The following is a 14960-nucleotide window of genomic DNA, read 5'->3' as shown; positions in this document are numbered from 1 at the left end:
GGCGCCAGGGTTTTTCGCGGTCGCTCAGGATGCGGCCGGAAGCTTGATTCAAGGCGAGCGAAGCGAGATGCGAAAGTTCCTGACCGCGCTGATCGTGATTCCGCTGGGCCTGATTCTGGCGACCTTTGCGGTGGCCAACCGGCATTTCGTCACGGTCTCCTTCGATCCCTTCATGGCGAACGATCCGGCCCTGTCGCTCACAATGCCGCTGTTCCTGCTCCTGATCCTGGTGGCCGCCTTGGGCGTCGTGGCGGGCGGCTGTGCGGTCTGGTTCGGGCAGCGGCGCTGGCGGCGGGCGGCGCGCCGGCACGAGGCCGATGCCCGGGCTGCGAGGGGCGAACTGGCCGATCTGCGGGCCCAGGTGACCGCGGCAAGGCCCGATCAGCAGCGCCTCCCCGTTCCCGCCGGGGTCGGCCTTTACGGGCCCATCGGGCGAGACAAGCAGCGCGCGACGTTGTAGAAGCGGCCCCGACCGAAAACCCCGTTTTCCGGCCGCACGTTGCGGCCGCTACCCGCTTTGAGACCATGTCCCTGCTCGTCAAAATCTGCGGCCTGTCCACGCGCGAGACGCTCGAAACGGCGCTCGATACGGGCGCCGACATGGTGGGGTTCGTGTTCTTTCCGCCGTCGCCCCGCCATCTCTCTCTGGAGCTTGGCCGGGACCTCGGCCGCCAGGTGAAGCAGCGCGCGCTTAAAGTGGCGCTGACGGTCGATGCCGACGACGCCACGCTCGACAACATCATGGACGCGCTGTCGCCGGACATTTTCCAGCTCCACGGCAAGGAGAGCGTTGCCCGGCTGCGCGACATCAAGCAGAGGTTTAGCCGCCCGGTGATGAAGGCCGTGCCGGTCGCAACAAAGGCCGATCTTGCCGTGCTGCCCGGCTATGCCGCGGTCGCCGACCGCATCCTGTTCGACGCGCGCGCGCCGAAGGATGCGACGCGGCCCGGCGGCCTGGGTGCACCGTTCGATTGGCACCTGCTCGAAAACCTCGATCTGAAACTGCCCTACATGGTCTCGGGCGGGCTGGACGCCGGTAACGTTGCGGAAGCCCTCCGCGTCACCGGCGCCGGCGGCGTCGACGTCTCCTCGGGTGTCGAGAGCGCCCCCGGCGTCAAGGACCCCGAGATGATCAAGGCCTTCATTCGCGCCGCGCGCGCCACCCAAGATGCAAGTCAAGAGTTGAGCGTTCGATGAACATCGCCAAACCCAATTCCTATCGCAGCGGCCCCGACGAGCGCGGCCATTTCGGCATCTTCGGCGGCCGCTTCGTCGCCGAAACCTTGATGCCGCTGATCCTCGATCTGGAGAAGGCTTACACCGCGGCCAAGGCCGATCCGGCCTTCCAGGCCGAGATGAACGGCTATCTCAAGAACTATGTCGGCCGGCCCTCGCCGCTCTATTTCGCCGAACGCCTGACCGAGCATCTCGGCGGCGCAAAAATCTACCTCAAGCGCGAAGAGCTCAACCACACCGGCTCGCACAAGGTGAACAACGTGCTCGGCCAGATCATGCTGGCGCGGCGCATGGGCAAGAAGCGCATCATCGCCGAGACCGGCGCGGGCCAGCATGGCGTTGCCACCGCGACGTTGTGCGCGCGCTTTGGCCTCGAATGCGTGGTCTATATGGGCGCCGTCGACGTCGAGCGGCAGCAGCCCAACGTGATCCGCATGGAGATGCTGGGCGCAACGGTGGTCCCGGTGCAGTCGGGCACGCGCACGCTGAAGGACGCCATGAACGAGGCGCTGCGCGACTGGGTCACCAACGTGCACAACACGTTCTATTGCATCGGCACGGTCGCGGGCCCGCATCCCTATCCGACGCTGGTGCGTGACTTCCAGTCGATCATCGGCAACGAGACCAAGGCGCAGATGCAGGAGATCGAGGGACGCCTGCCGGATTCGCTGGTCGCCTGCATCGGCGGCGGCTCGAACGCGATGGGCCTGTTCCATCCGTTCCTCGATGATCCCTCCGTCGAAATCTTCGGCGTCGAAGCCGCCGGCCATGGCCTCACGCAGCTGCATGCGGCCTCGATCGCAGGCGGCCGTCCCGGCGTGCTGCATGGCAACCGCACCTATCTCTTGATGGACGCCGACGGCCAGATCCAGGACGCGCATTCGATCTCGGCCGGCCTCGACTATCCCGGCATCGGCCCCGAGCATTCCTGGCTGCATGAGGTCGGCCGCGTCAATTATCTCTCCGCGACCGACGACGAGGCGCTCGCCGCGTTCCAGCTGCTGTCGAAGCTCGAAGGCATCATCCCCGCGCTCGAGCCCGCGCATGCCATCGCCAAGGTGATGGAGCTCGCACCGAAGCGGCCAAAAGACCACCTGATGGTCGTCAATCTCTCCGGCCGCGGTGACAAGGATGTCCCGCAGGTCGGCGACATCCTGAGGGGCAAGAAGTGACCACGCGTATCGACACCCGTTTTGCCGAGCTGAAGAAGCAAGGCCGCTCGGCCTTCGTCACCTATGTGATGGCCGGCGATCCCGATCTCACGACGTCGCTCAATATCGTCAAGGCGCTGCCCAAGGCAGGCGCCGACGTCATCGAACTCGGCATTCCCTTCACCGATCCGATGGCGGATGGTCCCTCGATTCAGGCCGCAGGTCTGCGCGCGCTTAAGGCCGGCATGACCTTGAAGAAGACGCTGGAACTGGTGCGCGACTTCCGCAAGGACGACAACGTCACGCCGCTGGTGCTGATGGGCTATTACAATCCGATCTACATTTACGGCGTCGACAAGTTTCTGGCTGATGCGAAGACGGCCGGCGTTGACGGCCTGATCATCGTCGATTTGCCGCCGGAGGAAGACGACGAGCTCTGCATTCCCGCGCTGAAGGCGGGCCTGAACTTCATTCGCCTCGCGACCCCGACCACCGACGACAAGCGCCTGCCCGCGGTGCTCGCGAACACATCAGGCTTTGTCTATTACGTCTCCATCGCCGGCATCACTGGTGCAGCGGCGGCGGACGCCAATGCCGTTGGCGAAGCTGTCGCGCGTATCAAGCGGCATACCAAGCTGCCGATCTGCGTCGGTTTTGGCATCCGCACGCCGGAGGCGGCGCGCGCCATTGCCGAGAAGGCCGATGGTTCGGTGGTCGGTACCGCGCTGGTCGACGCGCTCAAGAACAGCCTCGATGCGGAAGGGCGGGCAACCGCCAAAACCGTTAACGCCGTCGCGGAGCTGACGGCGGCCCTGGCCCAGGGCGTCAAGGGCGCGAAACAAGCGGCCGAATAGGCCAAAATTCCGCTTCTGGGGCGGACGACACGGCGGCTTGCCGGGCAGGGGCCCGGCCGCCATATATTCCTTCAGGTGATCCCCAGCGGGATCGCACATCGGAGCAAACCATGAACTGGCTTACCAATGTGGTCCGGCCGAAGATCCGCAACATGCTGCGGCGGGAGACGCCGGAGAATCTGTGGATCAAGTGCCCGGATTCCGGACAGCTCGTGTTCTACAAGGACGTCGAGGCCAACCAGTTCGTCATCCCCGGCTCGAATTACCACATGCGCATGGGCGCGGTGGCGCGTCTGAAGTCGATCTTCGACAACGAGACCTGGTTCGATGTCGCGCTGCCCGACGTGACGGCGGACCCGCTCAAGTTCCGCGACGAGAAGAAATATGTCGACCGCATCAAGGATGCCCGGGCGCGCACCAATCTGAACGACGCGATCAAGGTCGGCTACGGCAAGCTCGAAGGCGCCGCCGCCGTCGTCGCCGTGCAGGATTTCGATTTCATGGGCGGCTCGCTCGGCATGGCCGCGGGCGAAGCCATCGTGCGCGGGTTGGAGCTCGCAGTCGAGAAGAAGTCGCCCTTCATCGTGTTCGCCGCTAGCGGCGGTGCGCGCATGCAGGAAGGCATTTTGTCGCTGATGCAGATGCCGCGCACCACCGTGGCGGTGCAGATGCTGCGTGAGGCAAAGCTGCCCTACATCGTCGTCCTGACCAACCCGACCACCGGCGGCGTCACCGCGTCCTACGCGATGCTGGGCGACGTGCAGATCGCCGAGCCCGGCGCGCTGATCGGCTTTGCCGGCGCGCGCGTGATCGAGCAGACCATCCGCGAGAAGCTGCCCGAGGGCTTCCAGCGCGCCGAATATCTCAAGGAGCACGGCATGGTCGACATGGTCGTGCATCGCCACGATCTGCGCCCGACCCTGGCGCGACTCTGCCGCCTGCTGACCAAGGCGCCGGCGCAGGAAGGCGCATCGAAGCCGGCGCAGCCGGTGACGAGCCCGGCGCAGATCGTATCGGCCGCCGAGACGGCGCCGGCCGCGCCGCACGCGTGAACGCCTCCTCTGACAGTGCAAAGACGCCGCTCGGTGAATTGATCGGGCGGTTGTCGGCCCTGCATCAGAAGCGCATTGATCTCGGGCTCGAGCGGATGCACCGCCTGCTCGAGCGGCTCGGCCACCCCGAACGCAAGCTGCCGCCGGTGATCCACATTGCCGGCACCAACGGCAAGGGCTCGACGGTCGCCTATCTGCGCGCGACGCTGGAGGCGGCAGGCCTGCGCGTGCACACCTACACCTCGCCCTATCTGGTCCGCATCAACGAATGTTTTAGGCTCGGCCGCGTCGGCGGCGGCGTGCTGGTCGGCGACGATGAATTGCGCGCCGCGCTGGAGGAGGTCGAGCGCGTCAATGCCGGCGAAGCCGCGACCGTGTTCGAGTTGAAGACCGCTGCGGCGTTTCATCTGTTCGCGCAGAATCCGGCCGACGCCGTGCTGCTCGAAGTCGGCCTCGGCGGCCGGCTCGATTCGACCAATGTGATCGACACGCCTGCGGCCTGCGTGATCACGCCGGTCAGCATGGACCACATGGATTTCCTTGGGCCCACCCTGGCCTCGATCGCCGGCGAGAAGGCTGCGATCATCAAGCGCGGCGTGCCCGCGATTTGCGCCGAGCAGTTGCCGGAGGCGATGGCCGTGATCGAGGCGCAGGCCAAGCGCATGCGCGCGCCGCTGTTTGCCGCCAACGAGAGCTGGCACGTCAATGTCGAGCACGGGCGGCTGGTTTACTCCGACGACCGCGGCCTGATGGATCTCGCCGCGCCGCGCCTGTTCGGCCGCCACCAGTTCGACAATGCCGGCCTTGCGATTGCGACGCTGCGGGCGATTCCGACCTTCAAGGTCAACCACGCAGCCTTCGAGGCCGGCATCGTCGGCGCCGAATGGCCGGCGCGGATGCAGCGCATCACCGCGGGCAAGCTGCTCTCGTGGGGACCGCAGGGCTCGGAGATCTGGCTCGATGGCGGCCACAATGCCGAAGGCGGGCGAGTCGCGGCGGCCGCGCTCGGCGATCTCGAGGAGCGGGTGTCGCGGCCGCTGGTGGTGATCGCGGGCATGATGGCCAACAAGGATGCGCAAGCGTTCCTCGCCAATTTCGCCGGTCTTACCCGCCACATCATCGCGGTGCCGATCCCCGACACCGAGAACGCGATGCCAGCCGACCGCCTTGCGGATGCCGCGCGCAGCCTCGGCATGCGCATCGAGATCGCGCCCGGCATCGAGGCCGCGCTGCGAACGCTGTCGAAGCTGGCTTACGAGGTGCCGCCGCGCATCCTGATAACCGGCTCGCTTTATCTTGCAGGTCACGTGCTGGGCCTCAACGGCACGCCTCCTGCATAGAGGTTGCGTAGCCCCGACAGGAAATGCCAATGCGTTTTGCCGCGATCGCCGACGTCCATGGAAACTACCTTGCGCTGGAGGCAGTGCTCGCCGATATCCGCGCACAGGGCATCACCGACATCGTCAATCTCGGCGACATGCTGAGCGGCCCGCTTGATGCGCGCCGCACCGTCGAAATCCTGATGCGGCTCGATGCCGTGCATGTGCTCGGCAATCACGACCGCTATCTGCTCGACCGGCCCCCGGAGAAGATGGGTTCGTGGGACCGTCCCGCGCATGCGCAGCTCAATGCCGCGCAGCTCGACTGGCTGCGCACCCAGCCGATGACGCGCGTGTTCCGCGAGCAGGTTTTCCTCTGCCATGCAACGCCTGGGAATGACGAGATCTATTGGCTCGATACCGTGCACCCCGACGGTACCGTCGCGCTATCGCCGCTCGACCGCATCGAGCAGTTCGCGCAAGGCATCACCCAATCGCTGATTCTCTGCGCCCACACCCATCTCGCCCGCGCGGTGCGGCTTCGCGACGGAAGGCTGATCGTTAATCCCGGCAGCGTCGGCAGCCCCGGCTATCGCGACAAGCATCCGTTCCCGCACGTCGTCGAAGCCGGCACGCCAGATGCGCGCTATGCGATTCTTGAGCCAACAGTTGGCGGGTGGCAGGTGACGTTTCGTCACGTAGCCTATGATCACGAGGCGATGGCCGCGCTGGCACGGCGCAACAACCAGCCGGAGCTGGCGAACGCGCTGGCGTCAGGCTGGATCAAGTAGCGCCGCTTTGCTCCGTCGAGGCTTGCGGGTTTGACTTCGTGATAAATGCGCTTGTTATGAGCGTGAGTATCGAAGAGGGAGCGCGCAATGGACGACGGACAGGTCTGGCGAAGCGAATATGCGATCGAGACGTCTGCAACCGCAGAGACGATCTGGAGTATCTTTCGCGATGTGCCCGGTTGGAAAAACTGGAACGCAGGTATCGAGCAGATCGACATCGACGGGCCATTTGCGGCCGGCACCTGGTTCACGATGAAGCCTCCCGGCGAGGAGACGCTGCGCTCGCAACTGATCGAGGTCGGCGAGAACGTGTGCTTCGTCGACGAGACGCGGGTCGGCGATCTCGTCATCAAGGTCGCCCATCGCATCGAGCCGCTCGGACCGGCGCTCACGCGCATCGTCTATGCCGTCGACGCCAAAGGCCCGCAAGCGGCCGAAATCGGTCCGGCCGTCGCGTCGGACTTTCCCGATGTTCTGGCCAGTCTCGTCAAACTCGCCGAAGCGAGATCGGCATGATCGCCGCCGGCAAAAAGCAAAACGGCCGGCATGACGCCGGCCGTTTGGAAAAAATCGTCGCGTCGCGGATCAGACCGCCGACGTGATCCACTGCTGAAGCTTCGCCTTCGGCGCCGCGCCGACCTGGCGGGAGGCCATCTCGCCGCCCTTGAAGATCATCAGGGTCGGGATCGACATCACGCCATACTTCGACGCGGTCTTCGGGCTCTCGTCGACGTTGAGCTTCACGATCTTGACCTTGTCGCCCATCGCGCCGGCGATCTCGTCGAGAGCGGGGGCGATCATGCGGCATGGGCCGCACCACTCGGCCCAGAAATCGACGACGACAGGGCCGTTCGCCTTGAGCACTTCGGCTTCGAAATCGGTGTCAGAAACCTTGCCAACGGCCATGGGAGTACCTCACTCGGTTGAAAGAGAATCGGCGCGACGTGGAATCGCGCCCGGGATCATGGGGTGAACCTATGAACGGCTCCTTGCCGGGTCAAGGACGCTCACACCGAGATGAAGGGATGCCAGCGCCGCGTCCAGCGCGGGGGCCGAAATCTCCATATATTCAAGGGCCTCGGTCCAGAGCAGCACGGCCCGGATGGGCTTTTGGGGATAAAGCTGCGCCAGCACCGCCCGGTACAGCGCAAGCTGCCGAACATAGGCGGCGGGCGCATCAGTGGCGCTCTTCGGCGTGGCCTGATTGGTCTTGAAATCGACGATCAGGACCTCATCCGGACGCACGACCAGCCGGTCGATCTGCCCCGACACCAGCGCCGGCGACCGCCCCGGCCGGTCGAACTTACCTACAATGGCGACCTCCGCCCGGCTGCCGGCGGCAAAGACCGGGGCAAAACGCGGCTCCGTGGTCAGGGCGAGCACCTTGTCGGCCAGCGCAATGCGGTCGGCCTCCGGCCAGTCCGAGGCGTTGCGCGCCATGAAGCCGAGCGCGGCCTCGCGCCGGCGCTCGGCGGCGATGTCGGGCAGGGATTGCAGGAGGCGGTGCACCAGCGTGCCGCGCTGCAGCGCCAGCGCACGCGACTGCACTGATTCGCCCGACCGCACGCTGCGGCCCTCCTCGGCCGGCTGGCCGGACGGGCGCACGGCATCGTCGTCGACGGTCTCGCGCGGCGCCGGTGTCCGTAGCCAGTCCGGCAGCGCGATGGTCTGGTCCACGGATGTCGCCGGCGTGCCCAACGCCGCGACATCGTCGGGACGGGCGAATCGGGTGACCTTGCCGAGCGGCGTCTCGATCGTCTGCTTGTCGAGGCCGGAGCCGGCGAGACCGGTGTCGATGAGATCGTACCAGCTCAGCTTGCGCACCGTCCTCATGTTCCCGGGCATGCAGCCGCCGACGATCAGCCGGTCGGCCGCGCGCGTCATCGCGACATAGAGCAGGCGGCGGTATTCGTCCTCGGTCTCCTCGATCATCGCCTTGCGCGCATCAGCGACGGGTTTGGGATCGTCGGCCTTGCGCCCGGCCCAGACCACGACCTCGCCGCCATTGCCGCGCGGCACCTGGATCAACCGCAGCCGCTGCGAGTCCGCCGGCGACGACGTGGTGTCGACCATGAACACGACGGACGCTTCCAGACCCTTGGCGCCGTGCACGGTCATCACCCGCACCTCGTCGCGCGAGATCTCCATGTCGCGCTTCACCTCGGTGTCGGCCGAGCGCAGCCAGGCCATAAAACCCTGCAGCGAGGCCGGCGCCTTGCGCTCGTAGTTCAGCGCAAGCTCGAGGAATTCGTCGAGCGCGTCGTTGGCCTCATGGCCGAGTCGGCGCAGGATGCGCGCACGGCCGCCGTCGCCGCCAAGCAGCCAGGCGTAGAAGGCGAACGGCGTCTCCTCGCGGGCGCGGATCTCGCAGGCTTCCAGGCGCCGCAACGCCGTGGCGAATTTGGCGCTTGTCGATGCATGCTCGCCAAGCGCGCGGCGCAGCGAGCCCTTGCGATCCCAGGCGAGCTGGAACAAATCGTCGTCATCGAGTCCGAACAGCGGGCTCTTCAGCGCGACCGCGAGCGCGAGGTCGTCCTGCGGCAGCAGCAGCGCGTCGGCAAGGTTCATCAGGTCGATGATGCCGATGTGCTCAGTGAGCTTGAGCCGGTCGGCGCCGGCGACGGGGATGCCGGCGTGCTTCAGCGCCTGGATCACCGCGTCGAACGCGTTGCCGCGCCGGCGCACCAGGATCAGCATGTCGCCATAGCGTAGCGGACGGCGCTCGCCCTCGTGCCCCGTCAGCGCCCCGCTCTCGACCAGCCGCTTGATCTCGGCCTGGATGCGGCGCGCGAGCTTGACCTCGGGGCTGGTGACCGCGACGCCGTCGAACGGCGCGCGCCAGCCCTCGATGTCCTGCCTGTCGTCGGCTTCAGCCAGGTCCCACAGCTCGATCACGCTGGGGCCGGCATCGGCGAGCGCGTTGTGCAGGGGATGGCCGATATCGATCGAATGGATGCTCTTGTAGATCTGGGGTTCGCGGAAGACGTGGTCGACCGAATGAAGGATCGCGGCACCCGAACGGAACGAATAAGTGAAGGCAACCGGATCGAACTTCAGGCCGGCAGATTTGAACTTGCGGTCAAGCTCCCGCTTGCGCTTGTCGAATTCGTGTGGGTCAGCGCCCTGGAACGAGAAGATCGATTGCTTCTCGTCGCCGACCGCGAACACCGTGCGGTTGAGCCCTTCGCGCGCGCCTTCGCCTGCAGTGAACTCGGAGATGATGTGCGCGACGATGTCCCATTGCCGGGGGCTGGTGTCCTGGGCCTCGTCGATCAGCACGTGGTCAACGCCGCGGTCGAGCTTGTAATGCACCCAGCCCGAGGAGACGCGGTTCAGCATCGCCAGCGTCTTGTCGATGAGATCGTCGTAGTCGAGTAGCCCGCGCTCCTGCTTCTCGCGCCGGTAGTTCGCTGCAGCCGCGGTCGCGATGTGCAAGAGAGCGGCCGTGCGGTCGCGCATGACCACTGCGCGGCGCTTCTCGATCAATCCGGCGAGGCGCTGCACCTCGGCTTCGAACAGGCGGGATACGGATGGGTTGTGCTCGCCGAACTTTTTGGTCAGCACCGCCTTGCGCGGCAGCTTGTCGTCGGTGAGGAAGACGCAGAGATAGGCATCGACCTGCGCGCTGCCGGAAAACATCTTGGCTTCGCGGAGCCGGCCCGCCTGGTCGTTGTCCGACTTGCTGCCGTCCTCCAGTGCAAAGGCGATATCGTCCCAGCGCGAGCGTGGCAGAAACGGACCGTCGAGGATCTCGGTCTCGACGTCCTCGATGCGGTCGTTCCCATCAACGCCCAGCACCGCGGCCATCTGCGCCGCGGCCGCTTCCGCGTTGCCGGCCTCGTCGGTCCAGGCCATGAAATGATCGCGGCTGAGGCAGGCTTCGCGCACGACCTCCTTGAAGGTGACGTCGGCGGCACTCGCCATCGCCGTCAGCAGCGCACGGCCGGTGACACTGTCAGGATCGCGCGCGGCCTCCAGCAGCACCTTCAGATTGGCACGCTCCATCATGTCGGTCTGGTCGCGCTCGTCGATGACCGAGAAGCGCGCGGGCACGTTGGCCTCGAACGGGAATTGCTGGAGCAGGCGCGTGCACAGCGCGTGGATGGTCTGCACCTTCAAGCCGCCCGGCGTCTCCAGCGCGCAGGCGAACAGCTTTCGCGCGTCGCGGCGCAGTTTTCGATCCGGATGCGGGATGCCGACGGCGCGGATCGCCGCATCGAGCCCGGCATCATCCAGCGTCACCCAGTGACCGAGCGTCGTGAACACGCGCTCGGCCATGTTGGCGGCGGCCGCCTTGGTGAAGGTGATGCAGAGGATCTTTTCCGGCGGCACGCCCGACAGCAACAGGCGGATCACGCGTTGCACCAGCACATGCGTCTTGCCCGAGCCGGCATTGGCCGACACGAAGGCCGACGCGGTCGGATCGGACGCACGCGCCTGCCGCGCGCGCACCTCGTCGGGGATGGGACGCGGCAGCTTCACCATTCCTCGATCCCCAAGCCGCCGGCCGCCGACCATTCCTTGATGCGGGCGAGGTCGTCATAGGTGCCGTAGCGGTTCGTCCACATTGGCAGGTTCAGCGAAGTGTAGGGCTGATTCTCGTCCTCGAAGGCCCGGATCAGCGCCTCCAGCTTGGCCCGCGCCTCCGCGGCGGCCGTATCCGGCGGCTGCGGCTCGTCGCCCTGCTTGTACTTGAGCTCGAGGATGCGCTCCTCGCCCGGCGGATTGTTGCCGCTGAGGCGGACATAGACGAGCTGGCTCACGGATGCGCCGGCATCGATGTCAGGGAAACCGCCCTCGCGCAGGATCGCCGCTTCCAGCGTCAGTTGCGGCGACAGGCCCATGCGGACCTGTTTGCCAGTCGGGGGCTGGCCGGTCTTGTAGTCGAGGATGGCGTAGCCGCCGCCCTGGCGCCGCTCGATGCGGTCGGCGCGGGCGGAGAGGCGGAAGCTGCGCGCGGGATCGAGCTGGATCGAAATCTCTCCGCGCGTCTCCGCATTGATCGCCTCGATCGCCTCGCGCCGCACGGTTTCCCATTCGCCGAACCATCGTGCGATGCGCTGGAAGCGCGGCCACCACAGCGCGCGCGCCTCGGGGCGTTCCATCAGCGGCGCAAAATGCTTCTCGCCGATCGCGCGCAGCACGCGCGCGGGATCGGCGGGCAACCGCGTGGCATAGATTTCCGTGAATTCGCCGATAGCTTCGTGAATCGCCGAGCCGCGGTCGGCGGCCGACAACGGCATGTCGACGGGATCGAGCGCATCCAGCCGCAGGATGTATTTTGCGTAGATCGTGTAGGGATCGCGCAGCCAGTCCTCGATCGCGGTCACGGACATTTTCAGCGGCCGCGTCGCGCGCGGCGGCCGCGGCTCCGGCTGCTGGATCGGCCTGACCTCGTCGGGCTGGTCCAGCGCGCCTGCGAACTGCACGTATTTTTCGCCGGCACGAATGGCCGCCTTCCAGAGCTCGTCGCCCGCCACCGCTTCCAGCCGATGCAGGAAGCGTGATGCCACCGCCGGCGCGCCGCCAGCCTTGGCCGAGTGGGTGAGGATCACCTCGTCGCCGCCGAGCAGCTGCGCAAAGTCGTGCGCGGAGAGGCCGATACGCCGCTCCGGCAGATCGAGCCCGAGCTCGTGCCGCATCGGCCGGCTGAGCCAGGGATCGATGCGCGGCGCCGGCGGCCAGACGCCCTCGATCAGGCCGCCGACGATGACGCGATCGGCCTGCATCAGGCGCGATTCCAGTGGACCGTAGATTTGCAGCCGCGCGCCCGGCCTGTCGCGACGCCGCACGGCGCGGTCGCCGAAGGCGGTCTGGAAAACGTCCGCGTAGTCGGGCAGCTGCACCATCAATCCGCTGGTCGTGCCGCCGCGCAGGAGATCGTCGAAGGCGCCGGCAAGCGCGAGGCCTTCGCGGTCCTCGAAAGCGAGCGGAATGCCCAGCTCGTCGCGCGACAGCTCGATCATGATCTCGCGGTGCCGGTGCGCGAGCTCGGCGAAGTCATAGGGCTTCGGCGGCGGCAGGCTCTCGATCGGCGCCAGCGCCTTCTGCAAGGCATCGATCAGCGCCTGGATGCGATCGAGATCCTCGGCGTTCAGACGCGCGCGGGTTTCTGCCCTATGAAGCGCAGAGACTTCGCCGCGCCACAGCTTTGCAAGCTCGTCGCGAAAACGGTTGAATTCGCGCAACAGGCCGGCCGTGCCCGCCGGCGGACGTGTGCCGCGCAGGACCGCGAGTTCGAGGTCTTCGATCGCCGCCTTCCATGCGCCGGGCGTGCGACCGAGCGGGCACAGCGGATGCTTCAGCATCGCCAACAGCGTCGGCGGCTCCAGGCCCTTGGTCGCCGCTTCCGCCACAAGCCGCGCAAAGACGCCGGCGGAGGTTTCCATCAGGACGTCGCCGCCGGAATCGTCGAAATCGAGATCCCAGCGCGTCAACGCGGCCATCACCCGCCGTGCCAGGGCGCGGTCAGGCGTCACCAGCGCCGCCGTTTTGTCGAGATGACGCGCCTCGCGCATTACGATGGCGATCGCGAGCGCTTCCATCTCGGGATTGGGAGCCTCGACGACCGCGAGATTCTTCATGCCACCGGTGATCTTCGCGGCGACATCCGGCTGCTTCAGCCGGTCGTGCCAGACTTCCGTCTTGGCAGAGGGCCGCATCGATTCGGAGGCGAGCAGATCGCGACCGTCTTCTGCCGGCGGCTGCAAAATCTCGACGTCGCTGCGCTTGATGCCGAAGCGATCGAGCAGCGCGTGCATGGCATATTGCGGATGGTTCGAGGCCGGGTGCTCTGCGAACTTGCCGAGCGAGTCGCGAACGCCGCCGATGGTTCGCCAGGCGTCGTCGTCGAGATCGGTGTCGAGGCCCGGCAGCACGACGGCACCATGCGGCAGTGAAGCGACCGCGCGCAGGAATTTTGCGGTCGCCGGCATCGAGCCGGTCGAGCCGGCCGCGATCACGGGGCCATGCTGATGCGCGGTCAGGCGTTTGGCTTCCGCTTCGATCAGTTGGTCGCGTCGCGCCGCAGGCTCGATGCGCTTGATCTCGGCGAGATGAGCGGGCCAGGCGATGCGCGCGATGCGCAGGAATTCGAGCGAGTGCTGCCAGTAGCGGTCGAGGTTGTCAGGCACGAGGCCGTCGAGCGCGCTCCAGTCGACGCCACGCGTGACCATGTCGTCGATCAGGCGCGCGAGGTCGCCGGCGAGAGCCAGCGTTGAGGCAGGGCCACCGACCACCAGCGGCGCCAGCACCGGGCCCTTGGCCCAGGCCGCGACGAGCTGCGCCAGCGTCAGCCGCCGCTCGAGCTCGCCGAGCCGCGGCGGAATGTCCAGCGGCGTCGCGCTGGAAAACTGCTCGCCCTCGTCGGCAAAAGCGAGCTCGTCCTCGTCGATGTCGCCGAGCGCGACGATGCGCGGCAGCACCACCGCGTCCGCTTTCATTTCGTCGAGGAAGATCTCGCGGACGACGCGCATCGCGCGCCTTGTCGGCAAATACAGCGTGGCGTCGGCCAGCCGCGCCGGTTCCTTGCGGGCCTCGAATCCCTCGACCAGCCGGCCGTCGAGCAGGGCCGTGACGACCGTGCGCAGGAACGGAACTGAGATGGGAACGCTGAAAACACGCATGGGCTGCCTGATTCGGGGATCAGGGCAATATAGGCAGGCGGGCTCGAATGGTCATGGGTGGAGGGGAGGTCTTTCCCCGCTCTCCCACTGTCATTCCGGGGTGATGCGAAGCATCGAACCCGGAATCTCGAGATTCCGGGTTCGCGCTTGCGCGCGCCCCGGAATGACGGGGAGGCTTACGCCACGCTCTCCAAAAACGCCTCTTCCGCGGCGTGCACGGCATCGGGCGTGCCGACATGCATCCAGACGCCGTCGAGGCGGAGGCCGAACAGCCGCTCCTGCTCGTTGGCGCGGTCGAACATCTTTGTCAGCGAGAACTCGCCCTGCGGCGCACCGGCGAAGATCGACGGCGACAGGATCGCAGCGCCGGCATAGACGAACGGGACGACCTCTTTCTCCTTGCGCTTGCGCAAGGCGCCGTCGGGCAGCATGCCGTAATCGCCGCGGCCGCTATAGCCGATGCTGGTCGCGGTCGGCGCCATCAGCAGCAGGATGTCCATGCGCTCAGGATCGAAGTTTTCGGCAAGGCGCGTCAGATTGGAGCGCACGCCGTCGATCCACAGCGTGTCGGAATTGACGTGGAAGAACGGCGCATCGCCGAGCAGCGGCAGCGCCTTGACCACGCCACCACCGGTGCCGAGCACCTGGTCGCGCTCGTCCGAGATGGTCACGTGCGGAAGCTGACGCGATGCGACGTGGTCGATGATCTGGTCCGGTAGGTAATGCACATTGACGACCGCCTCGGTCACGCCGGCATGGCCGAGCTTGTCGAGCACGTGGTCGAGCAGCGGCTGCCCGGCCACCGGCACCATCGGCTTCGGCATCTTATCCGTCAACGGACGCATGCGCAGGCCGAACCCTGCGGCGAGCACCATGGCTTTGGTCGGCTTGACGGACATCCTTTGCCTTCTCAGAACTCTTCTGTCTCGGAT

12 protein-coding genes are annotated in these 14960 nt (G+C 66.5%); 8 read left to right on the top strand and 4 right to left on the bottom strand.

All coding sequences use genetic code 11. The annotated features are described in order from the left end of the window. Positions 1-67: 67 nt before the first annotated feature. From JQ635_RS18550 to JQ635_RS18515, 8 genes are all read left to right on the top strand, one after another. Complete coding sequence (locus JQ635_RS18550; protein WP_211411275.1) at positions 68-460, top strand: lipopolysaccharide assembly protein LapA domain-containing protein; 393 nt, start codon at positions 68-70, stop codon at positions 458-460. A 65-nt stretch (positions 461-525) separates the two neighbouring features. Continuing rightward, a complete protein-coding gene (locus JQ635_RS18545; RefSeq protein ID WP_211411274.1) occupies positions 526-1197 on the top strand; it encodes a phosphoribosylanthranilate isomerase in 672 nt (223 codons plus the stop codon). Further along, entirely contained in the window at positions 1194-2408 is a 1215-nt protein-coding gene (trpB, locus tag JQ635_RS18540; protein ID WP_211411273.1) for a tryptophan synthase subunit beta, read from the top strand. The genes JQ635_RS18545 and trpB overlap by 4 nt, the downstream gene beginning before the upstream one ends. Continuing rightward, entirely contained in the window at positions 2405-3241 is an 837-nt protein-coding gene (gene trpA / locus JQ635_RS18535) for a tryptophan synthase subunit alpha (RefSeq protein ID WP_211411272.1), read from the top strand. The genes trpB and trpA overlap by 4 nt, the downstream gene beginning before the upstream one ends. Before the next feature lie 110 nt (positions 3242-3351). After that, entirely contained in the window at positions 3352-4293 is a 942-nt protein-coding gene (gene accD / locus JQ635_RS18530) for an acetyl-CoA carboxylase, carboxyltransferase subunit beta (protein WP_211411271.1), read from the top strand. Then, on the top strand, positions 4290-5633 hold the full coding sequence (locus tag JQ635_RS18525) for a bifunctional folylpolyglutamate synthase/dihydrofolate synthase (RefSeq protein ID WP_211411270.1): 1344 nt from the start codon (positions 4290-4292) through the stop codon (positions 5631-5633). Before accD ends, JQ635_RS18525 begins: the two co-directional genes overlap by 4 nt. Positions 5634-5662: 29 nt before the next feature. Beyond that, positions 5663-6403, top strand: a complete 741-nt coding sequence (locus tag JQ635_RS18520) for a metallophosphoesterase family protein (RefSeq protein WP_211411269.1) — start codon at positions 5663-5665, stop codon at positions 6401-6403. An 87-nt stretch (positions 6404-6490) separates the two neighbouring features. Further along, on the top strand, positions 6491-6919 hold the full coding sequence (locus JQ635_RS18515; RefSeq protein WP_211411268.1) for an SRPBCC family protein: 429 nt from the start codon (positions 6491-6493) through the stop codon (positions 6917-6919). A 69-nt stretch (positions 6920-6988) separates the two neighbouring features. Here the strand turns inward: JQ635_RS18515 and trxA are convergent, their stop codons facing one another. The 4 genes from trxA to JQ635_RS18495 form a co-directional block, all read right to left on the bottom strand. After that, positions 6989-7309, bottom strand: coding sequence for a thioredoxin (gene trxA, locus JQ635_RS18510; protein ID WP_007598398.1), 321 nt, complete (start codon positions 7307-7309; stop codon positions 6989-6991). Between the two features lie 69 nt (positions 7310-7378). Next, positions 7379-10888, bottom strand: a complete 3510-nt coding sequence (gene addA / locus JQ635_RS18505; protein WP_211411267.1) for a double-strand break repair helicase AddA — start codon at positions 10886-10888, stop codon at positions 7379-7381. Next, positions 10882-14028 carry a double-strand break repair protein AddB gene (gene addB, locus JQ635_RS18500; protein WP_211411266.1) on the bottom strand — a complete coding sequence of 1049 codons (3147 nt, stop codon included), beginning with the start codon at positions 14026-14028 and terminating at the stop codon, positions 10882-10884. The genes addA and addB overlap by 7 nt, the downstream gene beginning before the upstream one ends. A gap of 176 nt (positions 14029-14204) precedes the next feature. Further along, positions 14205-14927 carry a nucleotidyltransferase family protein gene (locus JQ635_RS18495; protein ID WP_211411265.1) on the bottom strand — a complete coding sequence of 241 codons (723 nt, stop codon included), beginning with the start codon at positions 14925-14927 and terminating at the stop codon, positions 14205-14207. Positions 14928-14960: the final 33 nt, after the last annotated feature.

This window comes from Bradyrhizobium iriomotense (genome assembly GCF_018130765.1).
Lineage (GTDB): Bacteria > Pseudomonadota > Alphaproteobacteria > Rhizobiales > Xanthobacteraceae > Bradyrhizobium > Bradyrhizobium iriomotense_A.
Note: the sequence above shows the minus strand (reverse complement) of the source record. Positions and strands in the feature narration are given on the sequence as shown.